Origin of the sequence: Burkholderia sp. AU33423 (genome assembly GCF_002223135.1) — a bacterium.
Lineage (GTDB): Bacteria > Pseudomonadota > Gammaproteobacteria > Burkholderiales > Burkholderiaceae > Burkholderia > Burkholderia lata_D.
Genome location: NZ_NKFH01000010.1, coordinates 101,945 through 117,087, shown reverse-complemented (window position 1 = coordinate 117,087; position 15,143 = coordinate 101,945). Strand labels below are relative to the sequence as shown.

General features: G+C 70.0%; 17 protein-coding genes. 5 read left to right on the top strand and 12 right to left on the bottom strand.

The window, feature by feature from the left end; translation table 11 throughout:
* Nucleotides 1-23: 23 nt before the first annotated feature.
* On the bottom strand, nt 24-266 hold the full coding sequence (locus tag CFB50_RS35935) for a DUF6566 family protein (RefSeq protein WP_089449159.1): 243 nt from the start codon (nt 264-266) through the stop codon (nt 24-26).
* A 176-nt stretch (nt 267-442) separates the two neighbouring features.
* Between CFB50_RS35935 and CFB50_RS35930 the strand changes: the two genes are divergently transcribed.
* From CFB50_RS35930 to CFB50_RS35915, 4 genes are read left to right on the top strand one after another with little or no spacing between them, the layout of a single operon-like run.
* On the top strand, nt 443-583 hold the full coding sequence (locus CFB50_RS35930; RefSeq protein ID WP_235986630.1) for a hypothetical protein: 141 nt from the start codon (nt 443-445) through the stop codon (nt 581-583).
* The gene (locus CFB50_RS35925; RefSeq protein ID WP_089449158.1) at nt 580-918 is read left to right on the top strand and encodes a hypothetical protein; all 339 of its coding nucleotides are present in this window, start codon (nt 580-582) and stop codon (nt 916-918) included. The genes CFB50_RS35930 and CFB50_RS35925 overlap by 4 nt, the downstream gene beginning before the upstream one ends.
* On the top strand, nt 915-3,113 hold the full coding sequence (locus tag CFB50_RS35920; protein ID WP_089449157.1) for a VTT domain-containing protein: 2,199 nt from the start codon (nt 915-917) through the stop codon (nt 3,111-3,113). Before CFB50_RS35925 ends, CFB50_RS35920 begins: the two co-directional genes overlap by 4 nt.
* On the top strand, nt 3,104-3,913 hold the full coding sequence (locus tag CFB50_RS35915; protein ID WP_089449156.1) for an endonuclease/exonuclease/phosphatase family protein: 810 nt from the start codon (nt 3,104-3,106) through the stop codon (nt 3,911-3,913). Before CFB50_RS35920 ends, CFB50_RS35915 begins: the two co-directional genes overlap by 10 nt.
* A 192-nt stretch (nt 3,914-4,105) precedes the next feature.
* Here CFB50_RS35915 and CFB50_RS35910 read toward each other — a convergent pair whose 3' ends face one another.
* Nucleotides 4,106-4,351: a hypothetical protein gene (locus tag CFB50_RS35910; protein ID WP_089449155.1), complete on the bottom strand. Its 246-nt coding sequence runs from the start codon at nt 4,349-4,351 to the stop codon at nt 4,106-4,108.
* Between the two features lie 110 nt (nt 4,352-4,461).
* On the opposite strand from CFB50_RS35910, the gene CFB50_RS35905 reads away from it, so the two are divergent.
* Nucleotides 4,462-5,709 (top strand): phosphatidylserine decarboxylase family protein, encoded by a 1,248-nt coding sequence (locus CFB50_RS35905; RefSeq protein WP_089449154.1) that lies wholly within the window; start codon nt 4,462-4,464, stop codon nt 5,707-5,709.
* A gap of 135 nt (nt 5,710-5,844) precedes the next feature.
* On the opposite strand, the gene CFB50_RS35900 is transcribed toward CFB50_RS35905, so the two are convergent.
* From CFB50_RS35900 to CFB50_RS35855, 10 genes are all read right to left on the bottom strand, one after another.
* The gene (locus tag CFB50_RS35900; RefSeq protein WP_069250318.1) at nt 5,845-6,393 is read right to left on the bottom strand and encodes a type 1 glutamine amidotransferase domain-containing protein; all 549 of its coding nucleotides are present in this window, start codon (nt 6,391-6,393) and stop codon (nt 5,845-5,847) included.
* Nucleotides 6,394-6,661: 268 nt separating this feature from the next.
* Nucleotides 6,662-7,054: a DUF3022 domain-containing protein gene (locus CFB50_RS35895; protein WP_089449153.1), complete on the bottom strand. Its 393-nt coding sequence runs from the start codon at nt 7,052-7,054 to the stop codon at nt 6,662-6,664.
* A 69-nt stretch (nt 7,055-7,123) separates the two neighbouring features.
* Nucleotides 7,124-7,534, bottom strand: a complete 411-nt coding sequence (locus CFB50_RS35890; protein WP_089449152.1) for a hypothetical protein — start codon at nt 7,532-7,534, stop codon at nt 7,124-7,126.
* A gap of 179 nt (nt 7,535-7,713) precedes the next feature.
* Entirely contained in the window at nt 7,714-10,461 is a 2,748-nt protein-coding gene (gene ligD, locus CFB50_RS35885; RefSeq protein WP_089449151.1) for a DNA ligase D, read from the bottom strand.
* Between the two features lie 24 nt (nt 10,462-10,485).
* Nucleotides 10,486-11,478, bottom strand: a complete 993-nt coding sequence (gene ku, locus CFB50_RS35880) for a non-homologous end joining protein Ku (RefSeq protein WP_089449150.1) — start codon at nt 11,476-11,478, stop codon at nt 10,486-10,488.
* Between the two features lie 39 nt (nt 11,479-11,517).
* Nucleotides 11,518-12,021: a DUF421 domain-containing protein gene (locus CFB50_RS35875; RefSeq protein ID WP_089449149.1), complete on the bottom strand. Its 504-nt coding sequence runs from the start codon at nt 12,019-12,021 to the stop codon at nt 11,518-11,520.
* A gap of 12 nt (nt 12,022-12,033) precedes the next feature.
* Complete coding sequence (katE, locus tag CFB50_RS35870) at nt 12,034-14,172, bottom strand: catalase HPII (protein WP_089449148.1); 2,139 nt, start codon at nt 14,170-14,172, stop codon at nt 12,034-12,036.
* A gap of 93 nt (nt 14,173-14,265) precedes the next feature.
* Nucleotides 14,266-14,652 carry a DUF3022 domain-containing protein gene (locus CFB50_RS35865; RefSeq protein ID WP_089449147.1) on the bottom strand — a complete coding sequence of 129 codons (387 nt, stop codon included), beginning with the start codon at nt 14,650-14,652 and terminating at the stop codon, nt 14,266-14,268.
* Nucleotides 14,649-14,810: a DUF1328 family protein gene (locus CFB50_RS35860; protein ID WP_006767422.1), complete on the bottom strand. Its 162-nt coding sequence runs from the start codon at nt 14,808-14,810 to the stop codon at nt 14,649-14,651. Before CFB50_RS35860 ends, CFB50_RS35865 begins: the two co-directional genes overlap by 4 nt.
* 46 nt (nt 14,811-14,856) lie before the next feature.
* Nucleotides 14,857-15,045, bottom strand: coding sequence for a DUF3008 family protein (locus CFB50_RS35855; protein WP_069250317.1), 189 nt, complete (start codon nt 15,043-15,045; stop codon nt 14,857-14,859).
* Between the last annotated feature and the right edge of the window lie 98 nt (nt 15,046-15,143).

Here is a 15,143-nt window from a genome sequence, read left to right as displayed (position 1 = left end):
CGCAAGCGCCAAGCGCCATGCCGTCACTGGCCGTCCAGGCGCCGGTCGATCAGGTCGCGGCCGCGCTCGATGCCGCCGCGCAGCGCCTCGAGCTCGGTCGACCACGCGCGGCCCGCCGGCGCCGGCACGGTCAACTCGATGCGTGCGCCGTCGACATACACCTGCACCTCGTCACGCCATGCGCCGCGTTCGTCGAGCCGTGCCCAGACGAGGATCTCGTGACCCCGATACGGGTTGCGAACCTGCGCGTCCTGTTGATGCTCCACGGTGGGTCTCCTGTCCATATCTGCGATGTCGATGCAAAAAATGCACGCCACCTGTCGCGGTGTGCGCCCCCGCCCTCTGCGCATGCGCCGTTCCCGGCCGGCACGCGGCTTGCGTGCCTTGTGCGGGTCGAATCGCCGCCGGGCACGGCTCGTGCCCACCGGAAGGAGGACACGTCATGATCGGCCATCTCGAACCCATTTCGGTGTCCTTCTCGCGCACGAGCGGCCCGGAGTTCGACGCCATCTGCGAGACGCTGAGAAACATCGCCTGCGTCCGCACCTGTCAACCCGAATCCTCGTCAAGGAGCTTCGCGTGACCCAGACCCATTTGCCCGGTTATCTCGTGACGCGCCGGCTTGCCACCCGCATGCGGTCCGGCGCGCGGTTCGCCACCAGCCGGCCGATCACCACGCCGCGTGCGTGGCGCGCGCGTCATCACGCCGAGTGCGGGTGCCTCGAGCGAATCCGCGTCGCCCATGCAGCGACGATGCTGGCGCAAGGCATCGACGACGTCGCCGTCATGCGCGGCAATGGCGACCACAGCAAACGCGTACGGCTCGATGCGCATTCGCCCGGGCTGCGGGCACCGTGCGTGCACGGCGATACGCTGCTGCTGCAGCTCGACGGCAACCGGGAGGTCCGCATCCGATGACCGTGGCGGAACGCACGACACGCACCGACGAGACGACCATCGACGCCACGCAGGCGAGCGATATCCCGCGGCATGGCCTGCTCGAACGCGGCCGCAACTGCGACACGATCCGCCATGCGGACCGCTTCACGATGCTCGTCGACGGCGATGCGTACTTCTCGACGCTGCGCGCCGCGCTGCTGCGCGCACGCCATACGGTGTTCATCGTCGGCTGGGACGTCGACAGCCGGATGCGGCTCGCGCCGGGCGGCCCCGACGACACGCTCCCCGACACGCTCGCGGCGTTCCTGCACGCGCTTGCCGCCCGGCGGCACAACCTGCGCATCTATGTGCTCGCGTGGGATTTCGCGATGATCTACGCGCTGGAGCGCGACTGGCCGCCCGTGTATCGCGCCGGCTGGCGTGCCCATCGCGGCATCGTGTTCCGGCTCGACGGCACGCATCCCCGCGGCGCGTCGCATCACCAGAAGCTGGTCGCGATCGACGACCGGCTCGCGTTCGTCGGCGGCCTCGACCTGACGCGCGCGCGCTGGGACACGCCTGCGCATGCGGCCGGCGATCCGCGCCGCCACGACGAACACGGCGCGCCGTACGCGCCGTTTCACGACGTGCAGGCGATGTTCGACGGCGAGGCGGCCGCCGCGATCGGCGAGCAGGCGCGTGCGCGCTGGCTGCAGGCGTGCGGCCGCCCGATCGCGATCCGCGCGCAACGCCACCTCGAGCGGCCGGACGACGACGATCCGTGGCCGCCCGACACCCGCGTCGACGTGCGCGACGTGCGGCTCGGCATCGCCTGCACGGCGCCGCGCCACGACGGCCGCGAGCCGGTGCGGCAGGTACGCGCGCTCGTCGCGGACACGATCCGTGCGGCGCGCCGGCACCTGTATGTCGAAAACCAGTATTTCACCGCGGCGGTCGTCCGCGAAACGTTGTCCGCCCGCCTCGCCGACGCGCACGGGCCCGACGTGACCGTCGTCGCGCCGCGCGTGCAGAGCGGCTGGCTGCAGGAAGCGACGATGGGCGTGCTGCGCGCGCGGCTGCACGCGGCGCTCGTGTCGGCGGACCGCTTCGGCCGATACCGTCTGCTGTATCCGCACGTCGACGGGCTCGGCGACGCGTGCGTGAACGTCCACAGCAAGCTCGCGATCGCCGACGACGAATGCCTCGTGATCGGCAGCGCGAACCTGAACAACCGCTCGATGCTGCTCGACACCGAATGCTGCGTCGCGCTCGTCGCGGCCGGCGACGCGCGCATCCGCGCCGCGATCGCCGCTCTGCGCGAGCGGCTGCTGGCCGAACATCTCGGCACGACGCCCGAGGCCGTGGCCGACGCATTCGCGTGCATCGAGCGGCCGAACGCCGCACTCGACCGGCTGCGCGCGAAACCGGGCCGCACGCTGCGCACGCTCGACCCGGCCGTCGCGCCGCAACTCGACGCACTCGTGCCGGTCAGCGCGTGGCTCGACCCCGAGCAGCCGATCGAACCTGACCGGTTCGTCCGCGAATTCGTGCCGCACGACCGCCATCGCCCGCTGACCGCGCGGTTTCTCGCGCTCGGCCTGGCCGTGCTGCTGGTCGCCGCGCTCGCGCTCGCATGGCGCGTCACGCCGCTCGGCGAACGGGTGAACGTCGCGTCGCTCGCGCATGCACTGGCCACGCTCGCGCAACGGCCCGCCGCGCCTGCGCTGCTGCTGGCCGGCTACGTGGTCGCGGCCACCTTCGCGGTGCCGGTCACGCTGCTGATCACCGCGACGGGGCTCGTGTTCGGCGCGTGGCCGGGGGTGGCTTACGCGGCCGTCGGCTCGATGGCGGCCGCGGCCGCGAACTACGGGATCGGCCGCTGGCTCGGGCGGGATGCGGTGCGCCGGCTCGCCGGCGCACGCGCGAACCGGCTCAGCGAACACATCGGCCGGCGCGGCGTGCTCGCGATGGCCGTGCTGCGGCTGTTGCCGATCGCGCCGTTTACCGTCGTGAACCTCGTCGCCGGCGCGTCGCATATCGGCCTGCGCGACTACCTGGTCGGCACCGCGATCGGCATGCTGCCCGGCATCGTGCTGACCGTCACGTTCGCGCACCAGCTGACGGCCGCGCTGAGCCATCCCCGGCCCGGCGCATTCGCGTGGCTCGCGGCGATCGGCCTCGCGCTGGTCGGCGTGTCGGTGCTGCTCGTCAGGGTGTTGCGACGATGGCGCTGAGCACGCGTGCGGCGCCGCCGCCACAAGTCATCGCCACCGACGACGCGCCGGCCGCCGCGCCGGGCGGACGCGACCTGCGGATCGCGACGTACAACATCCGCGGCGGCTATGGCGCGTGGCCGGCGCGCGCGGCCGACCGGATCGCGGCCGTGATCGACGAACTCGACGCGGACGTGATCGCGCTGCAGGAAGTCCCGCTCGGCGGCACGCGCGCGCCCGATGTGCTCGCGCACCTGCACGACGCCACCGGCATGCATGCGGTGGCCGGCCCGACGATCGACACGCCGGAGCGCCGCTACGGCAACGCGGTGCTGTCGCGCTGCCCGATCCGCGCGGCACGCACGCTCGACCTGTCGTTTCACTCGCGCGAACCGCGCGGGGCGCTCGACGCCGACATCGATTGCGGCGCGCTCACGCTGCGCGTGGTCGCGACCCACCTCGGGCTGTCGGCGAGCGAGCGCAGCGCGCAGGTGCAGCGGCTGCTCGCGGCCTTCGACACGGGCGCGATGCCGGTGATCCTGCTCGGCGACATCAACGAATGGTTCGTGCGCGGCCGTGCGCTGCAGGCGCTCGTCACGCGGTTCCGGCGCGCGCCGGCGCCGCGCACGTTCCCGACCGTATGCCCGGTGTTCTCGCTGGACCGGATCTGGATTCATCCGGGCGAATGGCTGGTCGATGTGGTCGTGCATCGCAGCGTGCGTGCGCGGCATGCGTCGGATCACTACCCGCTCGTCGCGCGGATGCGGTTGCCGTCCGACGCGGAAAGGGGCGCCACGGTGCGCACACCCGATTCGCGATGAACCGCTTCGGCACGGCAGCGCGCGTCCATGCGAACCGGCAAACTCGCGGGAATGGATGACGCGTCATGACGCGCACGTGCGCCGTGTGCCGTGCGCCGTGTGCCGTGTGCCGATGACGAAAACACGATGCACCTCACGTGCCGCCGTACCAGTCCGCGCCGTCACATCGCGCAGAAGGGCCGCGTTTGCGCCTCACGACCACTCTTCCGGCGGCAACGCCCCGCTGTCGTCCTCCCACAACGGCTGGCCCGTCTCGCCGCCGCTGCCCGCGGTCACCGTCCCGCGCCCCGTTTCCTGCTCCCGGGCCGCCCGCGTGCCGCGCGACTTCGCCGTTGCGTGGCGCGTCCGCGTGGGCGCCACGGTGTGCTGCGCGCCACCGCGCCCGTCGCCCGTCGATTCGGCCTTCGTCTTCGGCCGTCCAGTTGAAGCCGCGCTCATGGTTTTCTCCGGTAGGAATCAAACAACAGCCGATCCGCAAGATCGGTGCCCCCTCCGGGCAGGCGGATTGCTCCTTGCGTCGGTTACCGATCATCGCCCTGGAGACCACGATGCCGACCGACCTCAACCCGCCGCCCGAGCGCCATCGGCTCGGCGAATGGATGGCCCGCGAAGAAGCGCACATGGCCGCATTTCGCGAAAAAATCGCCGCAGACGCGCGCACGCATGCCGGCGAGCGGCTGCGCACGCCGGCCGTGCAGGAACTCGCGCGGCTGTTCGACGACCATGCCGTGCTGCGCATGAGCCTGGTCCGCGCGATCGACGAAGCGGTCGAATCGGGCCACCAGCTCGGCTATACGTCGGTCGACGGGCTGATGACCGTCCTGGATCACCTGATGACCTACACGCCGCCGTTCAGCGACGCGAGCCTGATCGTGTGCCCGATCAACGCCTTTCTCGACTGGCCGATGTGCATGCCGTCGGGCCATGCGCTGTTTCGCGACGCCGCCGTCAACGCGCATCTGCAGAACGTGCTGAACGTGTGGTGCGGCTTCCTTGGCGGCCCGCATTCGCGCGCGCATCTCGACACGTCGGCGCCCGACGGCTGGTTCTGCGACGCGGCGAGCACGCGCATCGGGCTATCGCAGTTCCAGTATCGCGACGACCAGCCGCACGGGGGCTTCACGTCGTGGAACGACTTCTTCACGCGGCGCTTTCTCGACGGCGCGCGCCCCGTCGCGGCGCCCGACGATCCGCATGTGATCGTCAGCGCGTGCGAGGCCGCGCCGTACCACGTCGAATCGAACGTGAAGCTGCGCGACCGGTTCTGGATCAAGGCGCAGCCGTATTCGCTGCGCGACATCTTCACGCCGGCCCGGCTGTCGCTCGCCGAGCGCTTCGTCGGCGGCGACCTGTACCAGGCGTATCTCAGCGCGTACAACTACCATCGCTGGCATGCGCCGGTGCGCGGGGTCGTCACGCATGCGTATCGGGTCCATGGCACCTACTACTCCATCGTCGAGGCGGAAGGCCCCGACCCGGCCGGACTGAACGACTCCCAGGGGTACATGACGGCGGTCGCCACGCGCGCCGTCGTCGCGATCGCCTGCGACGATCCCGGCATCGGCACCGTGGCCGCCGTGTTCGTCGGCATGGGCGACGTATCGTCCTGCGTGATCGACGTCGTGCCGGGACAGCGCGTCGACAAGGGCGACGAGATCGGTTATTTCCAGTTCGGCGGCTCGACCTGCTGCATGCTGTTCGAAGCCGGTGTGATCGACCGGTTCGTGCCTGCGCCGCCGTTCGGCCACGACACCGCCGTCGTGAACGTCAATTCACCGGTCGCGATCGCACGGTGAGTGGCACGTGCGTCGGGCTCGCAGGCTCGACGCACGCCGGCTATCGGTGCAATGTTTTCAACGGTTTGTAATGCCGCGGAACGTCGGCGGAGCGTCGGTCAGCGTGACGCGACGAATGGCGCGGCCGACACGGGTTCACGCCGCCCGTGGCGCCAGGGAATCGATCAGCGCGCCGTTGAAGGCGGGCAGATCGTCGGGCTTGCGGCTGGTGATGAAAGGGCCGTCACGGACCACCTCCTGGTCGACCCACTTGCCGCCCGCATGACGGATGTCGTCCTGAAGGCTTGGCCAGCTCGTCATCGTGCGGCCTTCCACGAGGCCGGCGGACACGAGCAGCCAGCCACCGTGGCAGATCGCCGCGATCGGCTTGCCGGCGCCGACGGCCGCCGTCACGAACTCGCGCGCGGCCGGCACCATCCGGATTGCGTCGCCGTTTACGACGCCGCCGGGCAGCACGACCGCGTCGTAATCGCCCTCGCGCGCATCGTCGAACGTGCGGTCGACCTTCACGCGCTTGCCCTTTTCGACGTGCCTGAAGCCCTGGATCTCGCCCCCCTTCTGCGAAATCACGTCGACCTGCGCGCCTTCCGCCGCGAGCGCGCGCTGCGGTTCGACGAGTTCGGCTTCCTCGAAGCCGTCGACCGCGAGGATTGCCACCTTGCAATGAACCAGCCTTCCGCTCATGAAGCCCTCCGTCAGTGACGCGGCACACGTCGTGCCGCGCCGGTGTCGCAGCAAGCGGCGTGCCGTTTCCGCCGACGCGACGCGCCCGACATCCCGGAACGATTTCGCGCGCCGGGCACGCGGATTTCCGGCATGCAAGGGCCGATGCCGTCCGGGCGGCGGCCGCCGCCTGCAATGACGTCGGGGCGCGTTGACCGCATACCAAACGCAAATGGGCTCGCCTCAGTTGCGCGCCTGAACGAACCGCGAGACGGCGTCGCTCACCCCGCTACTGCAGGTGACTCGCCGCGTCCAGCATCGCGTCGGTCACTTCGATCGTGAGCGTCAGGCTCTCATTCGTGTCGGGCAGACGGTCGAGCATCGCCTGCACCGTGTCGTGCAAAATCGCATGCACGCGCATCCGCGTGCCGTCGTCGAGCGCTGCATACCGCTCCATCGTGTCGCTGTCGAGCGCAAGTTCGACCGCATGCCGCGCGTACTCGGGCGGCGCATCGGCCGTCAGCGCCCAGGTCGAATGGAACTTGATCCTGCCCGTCGCGACGTCGACATGGACCGTGGTATCGAGATCGTCCGCCTCGATCGCGTCGCCGTCGATCTCGTCGATCTCGTCGATCTCGTCGATCTCGTCGTTCTCCACCCCGTTCCGGGAATTGGATCGCATGATGCCCTCCTGTGTCGTGGCGGCAAGCCCGTCCCGGGAAACCTCGCCACCCTCGTCGGCACGGCGCCGTCAATAACCGCTGGAACCCGCGCTGCCCGCCCCGCCAGCGCCGCCACCGCCCGTGCCCGTCGACCCGGGCGAACTGCCGCTACCGGCACCGCTGCCGGCGCCAGTGCCGCTGCCGCCCGCACCCGCGCCGTTGGGGCCGCCGCCCGGCTTCACGTGGCCGGCCGATCCGCTGTGCGAACGCGAGCCTTGTGTCGCACCCTGCCGCTGGATGGGTGCAGGCGGAGGCGGCGCGGCCGTATTGCCGTTGGTGCCTGGCGTCGACATGTCCATCGACGGATTCGGCGCGCCGGTGCCCTCGTCCGGGCGCTGCGAGTTCTGCGCCCATGCGGCAGGCGCGGCCGCGATGATCGCGACAGCCGCGCACGCAAGCACGCGCGGCGCGACATATTTCGATTCGGATGCGGATTTCATGAGTTTTCTCCCTGATAGAGATCACGTGAAGGAAATTCCTGCCCCTTCCTTTCAGCAAGGCCCATGCCGCCGTCGGCACGCATGCCGGCGGTCGTGTCGCCATCCGTGATCGCACGCGGGATGTCCGCGACGCCGCCGATCGACGGGCATCACGGGCCGCAGCATCGGCCATGACGCATTCACGTTTCAGCGCCCAGCCGGGCGCGCATCGACGCGGTGATGCGCTGCCGCGCGTGCGCATAGCCTTCCCACGGGTCGCGTTTCAACGCATCGAGGCGTTCGGGCAGCGTGTCGATCGTCCATTGCGCCCCGCCCGTCGTGCCGGGCACCTCGTCCCAGTCGAGCGGCACCGATACGCCCATGCCGGGCCGCGCGCGTACCGAATACGCGACGATCGTGCTCGCGCCGCGGCCGTTGCGCAGGTAGTCGACGAAGATCTTGCCGCGCCGGTGGCGCGGCCCCATCGTCGCCGTGAAACGGTCGGGTAGCGCGCCCGCGACGTGCTGCGCCACCGCGCGCGAGAAATCCTTCACGTCGTCCCAGCCCGCATGTCGCGTGAGCGGCACGACGACGTGCAGCCCCTTGCCGCCGCTCGTCTTGCAGAACGAGGCGAGCCCCAGCTCGTCGAGCAGCCCGCGCACGAGTTGCGCGGCGTCGATCATCGCGCGCCACGGCAGCGCAGGATCGGGATCGAGGTCGAACACGATGCGGTCCGGCCGCTCGATGTTCGACGCGTGCGCGTTCCACGTGTGCAGCTCGACCGTGCCCATCTGCGCGGCACCGAGCAGCGCATCGACGCTGTCGATCGACAGCAGCGGCCCGTGGCCGGGATCGAGCCCTTCGTGCTGCGTGACGAACCGAATCTCGCGGCGCTCGGCATGCTTCTGGAAGAACAGTTCGCCGGCGATGTCGCCCGGTGCGCGCACGAGCGACACGGGCCGGCCCTTCAGGTCCGGCAGCAGCCACGGCGCGACCCATTGCCAGTAGTGCGCGAGGTCGATCTTGCGCGTGCCGCTTTGCGGATCAAGCACCCGATCGGGATGCGTGAGGCGCACGCGGCCGACCTGATCGGCGGCGGCCGCACCCCGCGTGTCGCCGGAAGACGCGGACGATCGCGCGCCGTGCTTGCGGCCGTGCGCCGTATCGGTATGCGGGGCATGCGAGGATGGGTCGTGTGCCGCGCGGGATTCGTTCATCGTCGCCTCCGTTTCGGTTGGCCGTGGCACTTCGCGGACGATCTGCCGCGCCGGCTTGTCTTCGCGCAGCGCGATGAACGCCGCCTGCCGCACGATTCCGTCGCTGGTCCATTCCGCGAATTCGCATTCGGCGACGAGCGTCGGCTCGACCCAGTGGACGCGCGTGCGGGACCGTTCGCGCGGCGGCGGATCGAACGGCGTCGTGCCGCGTTCGTGCTTGCGCAGCGTCGCCGCGAGCCGGTCGAGCAGACGCGTATCGAACCCGGTGCCGACCCGGCCGACATAGCGCAACGGCGCGGCGGCGTGCGGTCGCCTGGGCCGTTTGCCGCCCGCGGCCGGTTCGTACACGCCGAGCAGCAGCGCGCCGAAGCCGTGCCGGCTGCCCGACGGCTCGGTATAGCCGCCGATCACGAACTCCTGGCGCCGCCGGCATTTCAGCTTGATCCACGCGGACGAGCGGCCGCCGCGATAGCGTGAATCCGCGCGCTTGCCGATCAACCCTTCGAGCCCCGTGTCGCAGGCGCTCGCGATCAGCGACGCGACGTCGTCGCCGAGATCGGGCGAGTAGCGCAGCCGCGCGGGATCGCTGCCGGCGAGCAACGGTTCGAGCAGCGCGCGCCGCGCGGTGAGCGGCGCATCGCGCAGGTCGTATCCGTCGAGAAACGGCAGGTCGAACACGAACAGCGTCACCGCGTCCGAACGGCCCGCGCCGAGCGTGTTCTGCAGGGCCTGGAAATCGGGCAGCCCGTGCTCACCCAGGACGACGGCCTCGCCGTCGAGCCACGCGTTGTCGACATCGAGCGCCGCGAGCGCGTCGCGCTGCACGCGCAATTTCGCGGTCCAGTCGCGGCCTTCGCGCGTCATCAGCGTGACGTGCCGACGCGCACCGCGACCCGCGATCCGGGCAAGGATCCGGTAACCGTCGAATTTCACTTCGTAGCGCCAGTCGTCGTGAATGGGCGGTGCATCGACGAGCGTCGCGAGTTGCGGCGTCACGCGCTCGGGCAACGCAGCACGCACCGCGCCTTCCACCTGCGACGGATCGATCGCCGTCGTGCGCGCCCCGCCGTCAGGCGGCGGACGGGCAGGCGCCGTGCGCGACGCCCGTGTCCGGCCGTCATGCACGCTGCCCGGCTGCTGCGCGACGACATCGAAGCTCGCCGCATCGCGCGCCTCGTCGTCGCGTTCCTTGATCAGCAGCCATTGCTCCTGGCGTCCCTGCTGCCGCCCGCTGCGCACCAGCGCCCAGCCGCCGTGCAGCTTCGTGCCGTCGAGCCGGAACGTCAGCTTGCCCGCACGATAACCGTCGCGTGCCCGGGCAATGCCGCCATCGGGTGTCCAGGTGCCTTCGTCCCACACGGTGACGGAGCCCGCGCCGTAATGGCCGGCCGGGATCTCGCCTTCGAACGACGCATATTCGAGCGGATGATCCTCGACGTGCACGGCCAGCCGTTTCACCGACGGATCGACGCTCGGCCCTTTCGGCACCGCCCATGACTTCAGCGTGCCGTCGAGCTCGAGACGGAAGTCGTAGTGCAGCCGCCGTGCGTGATGCTCCTGGATCACGAAGCGCAGCGGCCGGGCGGTGCGCGCGGAGGGTCGCGCTTTATGCGCCTTCTGCACGCTCGCGTCCGCATCCGCATGCGCGCGCCGCCGTCCGTGCGCTCCCTCGGGTTCCGGCGTCGCATCGAAGCGGCGCTTGCGGCGATAGGGTTCGAGCTTGCCGGCCATCGCGTCACCCTCCTTCCCGCGCCGTCACGCGGCGTGCTTGCGGCGCGCGGTGGCCTTCTTCGCCGCGTGCGTGCCGGTCGCGCCGCGCTTCGCGGCCGCGCGCTTCGCCGGCGTCTTCGCCGTGCCTTTCGCAGACGTTTTCGCCGCCGGCTTGCGCCGCGTGCCCGTCGCATGCGAAGGCTCCTGGGCCTCCTCGTCGTCGTCCGTGCGTGCGGCACGCGCACCGCCGCCCTTCAGGCTGCGCTTGAGCAGCTCGGTGAGATCGACCACGTTGGTCGCCGTGCGCGCCGTCTGCGCGGGCCGGTCCTCGATTTCCTCGATGCGGCCCGCGCGCACCTTGCGCTCGACCAGCTCGAGGATGTCGTCGCGGAACGTGTCGTGATACTCATCGGGCGTCCAGGAGCCCGACATGTCCTCGATCAGCTTCTTCGCCATCGCGAATTCGCGCGCACTGACGCCGGCGCGCTTCGCGTCGTCGGCCGGCACCGACAGTTCGTCCAGCGGCCGCAGTTCCTCCTGCCAGCGCAGCGTATCGAGCGCGAGCAGCGGCCCGACCGGAATCAGCGCGCCGAGATGCTGGCGGTCGCGCATCACGACGTGCGCGATGCCGATCTTGCCGCTGTCTTTGAGCGCGTCGCGCAGCAGCGCATAGACCTTCTCGCCCTTGCGGTCCGGCACGAGGTAGTACGGCGTGTCGAGATACAGGAACGACACGGCGTCCTCGTCGACGAACGTGACGATGTCGACGGTCTGCGTCGACTCGGGGTTCGCCGCGCGGATCTCGTCGTCGGTCAGCACGACATAGCGCTCCTTCTCGTACTCGTAGCCGCGCACGATGTCCTCGCGCGTGACTTCCTTGCCGGTGCGCTTGTTGACCTGCCGATAGCCGACCGGGTCCATCGAGCGCTTGTCGAGCAGCCGGAACGACGGCTTCACGGTGCGCGTGGCCGGGAACAGCTGCACGGGCACGTGAACGAGCCCGAAGCTGATCGCACCTTTCCAGATCATGCGTGTCATCGATGTCCTCCTTGCGGCGTCCGTCGCCGTGCACGGCCGTCAGGGCCTTCGGCAACGGCTGCGCCGCACGATGCTGACGTGGCCGTTGCGCTCCAGGATCGCCGCGTCGACGTCCGACAGGTCGTCCGCGCCGAGCGCCTGACGCACGCTTTCGCGTACGTCCGTCGGCGTGATCAGCGCCGAGCGCATCTGCGCGTCGTCGAAGCGGCCGTTGCGATACACCTCGCGCTCCGCGCCGACCAGCAGCCGCTCGAGCCGGCTCGAGCGCACGCAGGCCCAGCCGATCACGCGATGCAGCAGCGCGATCGCGAGCGACGCGGCCACCGTCGCCACGAACGGCGACGCACCGACCACCGCGCGGCTCAGGATCGCGCCGAGCAGGATGCCGACCACGTAGTCGACCGGCGAACGCTGGCCGAACGCGCGCCGCCCGGCGATGCGAATCAGCACCAGCGCGATCACGAACACGACGATCGCCCGCAGTACCATCTGCCCGGGGCCGAGCATCCGGCCCTGTCCGAACAGTGCGACGACGACGTCCATGATCGCGTTGCGCTAGGCCGGCAACTCGGCGGCCTGCTGCTCGCGTGCCCAGACGCGATGACGGCCGAGGTGGTCGGACAGGTCGTTCAGGACCGCGTCGAGATCGACGGCCTGCCCGACGCACACGCCTTCGGCCGGGTCCGGCAGGTGGGCGGCGCTCAGCAATTGCCGCCCCGACCCGACGGCCGCGATCGGCTTCAGGTGCTTGAACGCTTCGCGCACGAAATGCCGCGCGTCGGCGCTGTGCGCGAGGTCGCGGCCGTCGCCGCCGCACACGAACACCGCATCGAACATCACCGACGGCATGCCGGCCAGCGTCGCCTGCGGCACGATGCTGCCGATCGGCGCCAGCGTCGGCGCGACGATCGTCGGCACCGCGTGCGCGGCCTGCAGCGCATCGCGCACCTGCTGGACGAGCGCCTGGCTCGTCCCGGCGGTCGCGATCAGCGCGATCTTGCGCGACCGGATGCCGGGCTTCGCGCGGCCGATCAGGCTCAGCGCGGGCGACCGCTGCGCGACCGCCGGCGTCGCGCCTCCGTGCGGCGCCGGCAGCCCGAGCCGCTCGGCCACCTGCGCGGCCAGCCCCGCGTCGAAGCGGGCGATGATGTCGTTGACCACCCGCTCGCGAATGTGCGGCTGCGTCACCTTGCCGAGCTCGAAGCAGTATGCGTCGCGGATATGCCGCTGCTCGATCTCGGTCATGCTCTGGTAGAACAGCGCGGCCTGCGAGAAATGATCGGCGAACGTCTCGCTGCGCACGCGCACCTTGTCGCCTTCGAGCGGCTCGTGCACGGTCTCGAAGCCGCCGCCGGCCGGCGCGGGCGGCGTCTCGCGCGGCCAGCCGCCGCTCGTCGAATTCGGTTCGTACGACGCCTGCCCGACGTTGATCGTCTGCCGGTGCATCGCATCGCGCTGGTTGTTCGCGAACGGGCACACCGGGCGGTTGATCGGGATCTCGTGAAAGTTCGGGCCGCCGAGCCGGCTCAATTGCGTATCGGTGTACGAGAACAGCCGCCCCTGCAGCAGCGGATCGTTCGTGAAGTCGATGCCCGGCACCACGTGCCCCGGATGAAACGCGACCTGCTCGGTTTCCGCGAAGAAGTTGTCGGGATTGCGGTTCAACGTCATCCGGCCGATGGGACGCACCGGCACCCGCTCTTCCGGCACCAGCTTGGTCGGGTCGAGCAGGTCGAAGTCGAACTTCCCGGCGTCGGCCGGATCGATCATCTGCACGCAGAGTTCGAACTCCGGATAGTCGCCGCGCTCGATCGCCATCCACAAGTCGCGCCGGTTGAAGTCCGGATCGTGGCCGGCAATCCGCTGCGCCTCGTCCCACAGCAGCGAAAACGCGCCGCTCACGGGCCGCCAGTGGAACTTCACGAAACGGTCGGCGCCGGCCGCGTTCACGAAGCGGAACGTGTGCACGCCGAAGCCGTCCATCGCGCGGAAGCTCGCGGGCAGCGCGCGGTCGGACATCAGCCACAGCACCGTGTGGGTGGTTTCCGGCACCAGCGACACGAAATCCCAGAACGTGTCGTGCGCGGACGCACCGGTCGGCATCTCGTTCGGCGCCTCGGGCTTCACCGCATGCACGAAATCGGGAAACTTGATCGCATCCTGGATGAAGAACACCGGCATGTTGTTGCCGACGAGATCGTAGTTCCCCTCTTCGGTATAGAACTTCACCGCGAAGCCACGCACGTCGCGCACGGTATCGGCCGAGCCGCGCGGCCCCTGTACCGTCGAGAAACGCACGTACACCGGCGTTTCGGCGGCTGGGTCCTGCAGGAAGGCGGCCTTCGTGTAGTCGGCCATCGGCTCGTACACACGAAACACGCCGTGCGCGGCCGAGCCGCGCGCGTGCACCACGCGCTCCGGAATGCGCTCGTGATCGAAATGCGTGATCTTCTCGCGCATGATGAAATCTTCGAGCAACGACGGGCCGCGCGGGCCACCCCGCAACGTGTTCTGGTTGTCGGCGATCCGCACGCCCTGGTTGGTGCGCAGTGCCTCGTGGTCGGGCCGCGAGCGGTGCTCGTCGAGCTGGCGCGATTTCGCGCTGTCCTGCGGCTGGGCGGGCGGCGTCTTGCCGGAAGAGGGGGAAAGGGTCATCGATCGGGTCCTCGTGGCGTTTGGATGGGTATCCGCCATGCACGCGCCGCGTTGCTGCGGCGCGCACGTGGCGGGGACAGCTGGAAAACCGGCGCGGCCGGGCGCGACCGCACCCGCCGGCCGGCGGTGGCCTCAGGGCGCGCGCAACGCCGCGTCGAGTTCGGCGCGCGTCACGTCGAGCGCCACGTTGCACTCGATCGCCGCATCGTCGACGCGCGGCTTGCGCGCGTCCACCGCGCGCCGCGCGCCGTCGCACAGATGCGTGCGCACGCGCAGCCGGTCGGCCGCGTCGAGCGACGCATAGCGGGCGATCACGTCCGGATCGAACCGCAGGTCGACCGCGCAACGCCAGTCGCGCGCGCTCGCGTCGGCCGGCACGCGCACCCACGACACCTGGATGGTCAGCCGCCCGGACGCGTCGTCCGCATGCACGACGACGGTCGATTCCGACGGGAAACCGTTCGCGAGCGCATGCTCGAGTTCCGTGATGCGCTGCGACCGGTCGAGCGTGACGCTCATCGTCGGACCACGCCCAGCAGCAGCGTGACCAGGAAGATCACCACGAAGATGTAGAACAGGATCTTCGCGATCTCCGCCGCGCCGGCTGCGATGCCGCCGAAACCGAACACGGCCGCGATGATCGCAATGATGAAGAAGATGATGGCGTATCGAAGCATGGAACCCTCCTGGATGACAGCGGTCGTCGACATGCGTCGGCGTCGATCAGGCGTCGTGCTTGTGTTTCGGTTTGCCGTGGACCGGCGTGGAGGCCATTTTCTCGAGCTCTTTTTCGCTCATCGATTTGGCCATCGACTTCGAAGGCGGTTTGAGGTCCTTCATTTTCGTCTCGCCGCGCTTGGCCGACAGGGCGGCCCCGGCGGCGCGTTGCTGGGCCTGCGATTTTGCTGGCATGGTCGTGCTCCTCTCGTGGGTGCGTGCATCGCGGCAAGCGGTGGCACGCACGCGGTTGAACGCGGTTGAACGCGGTCGAATCGCCCGGCTGTCACGCC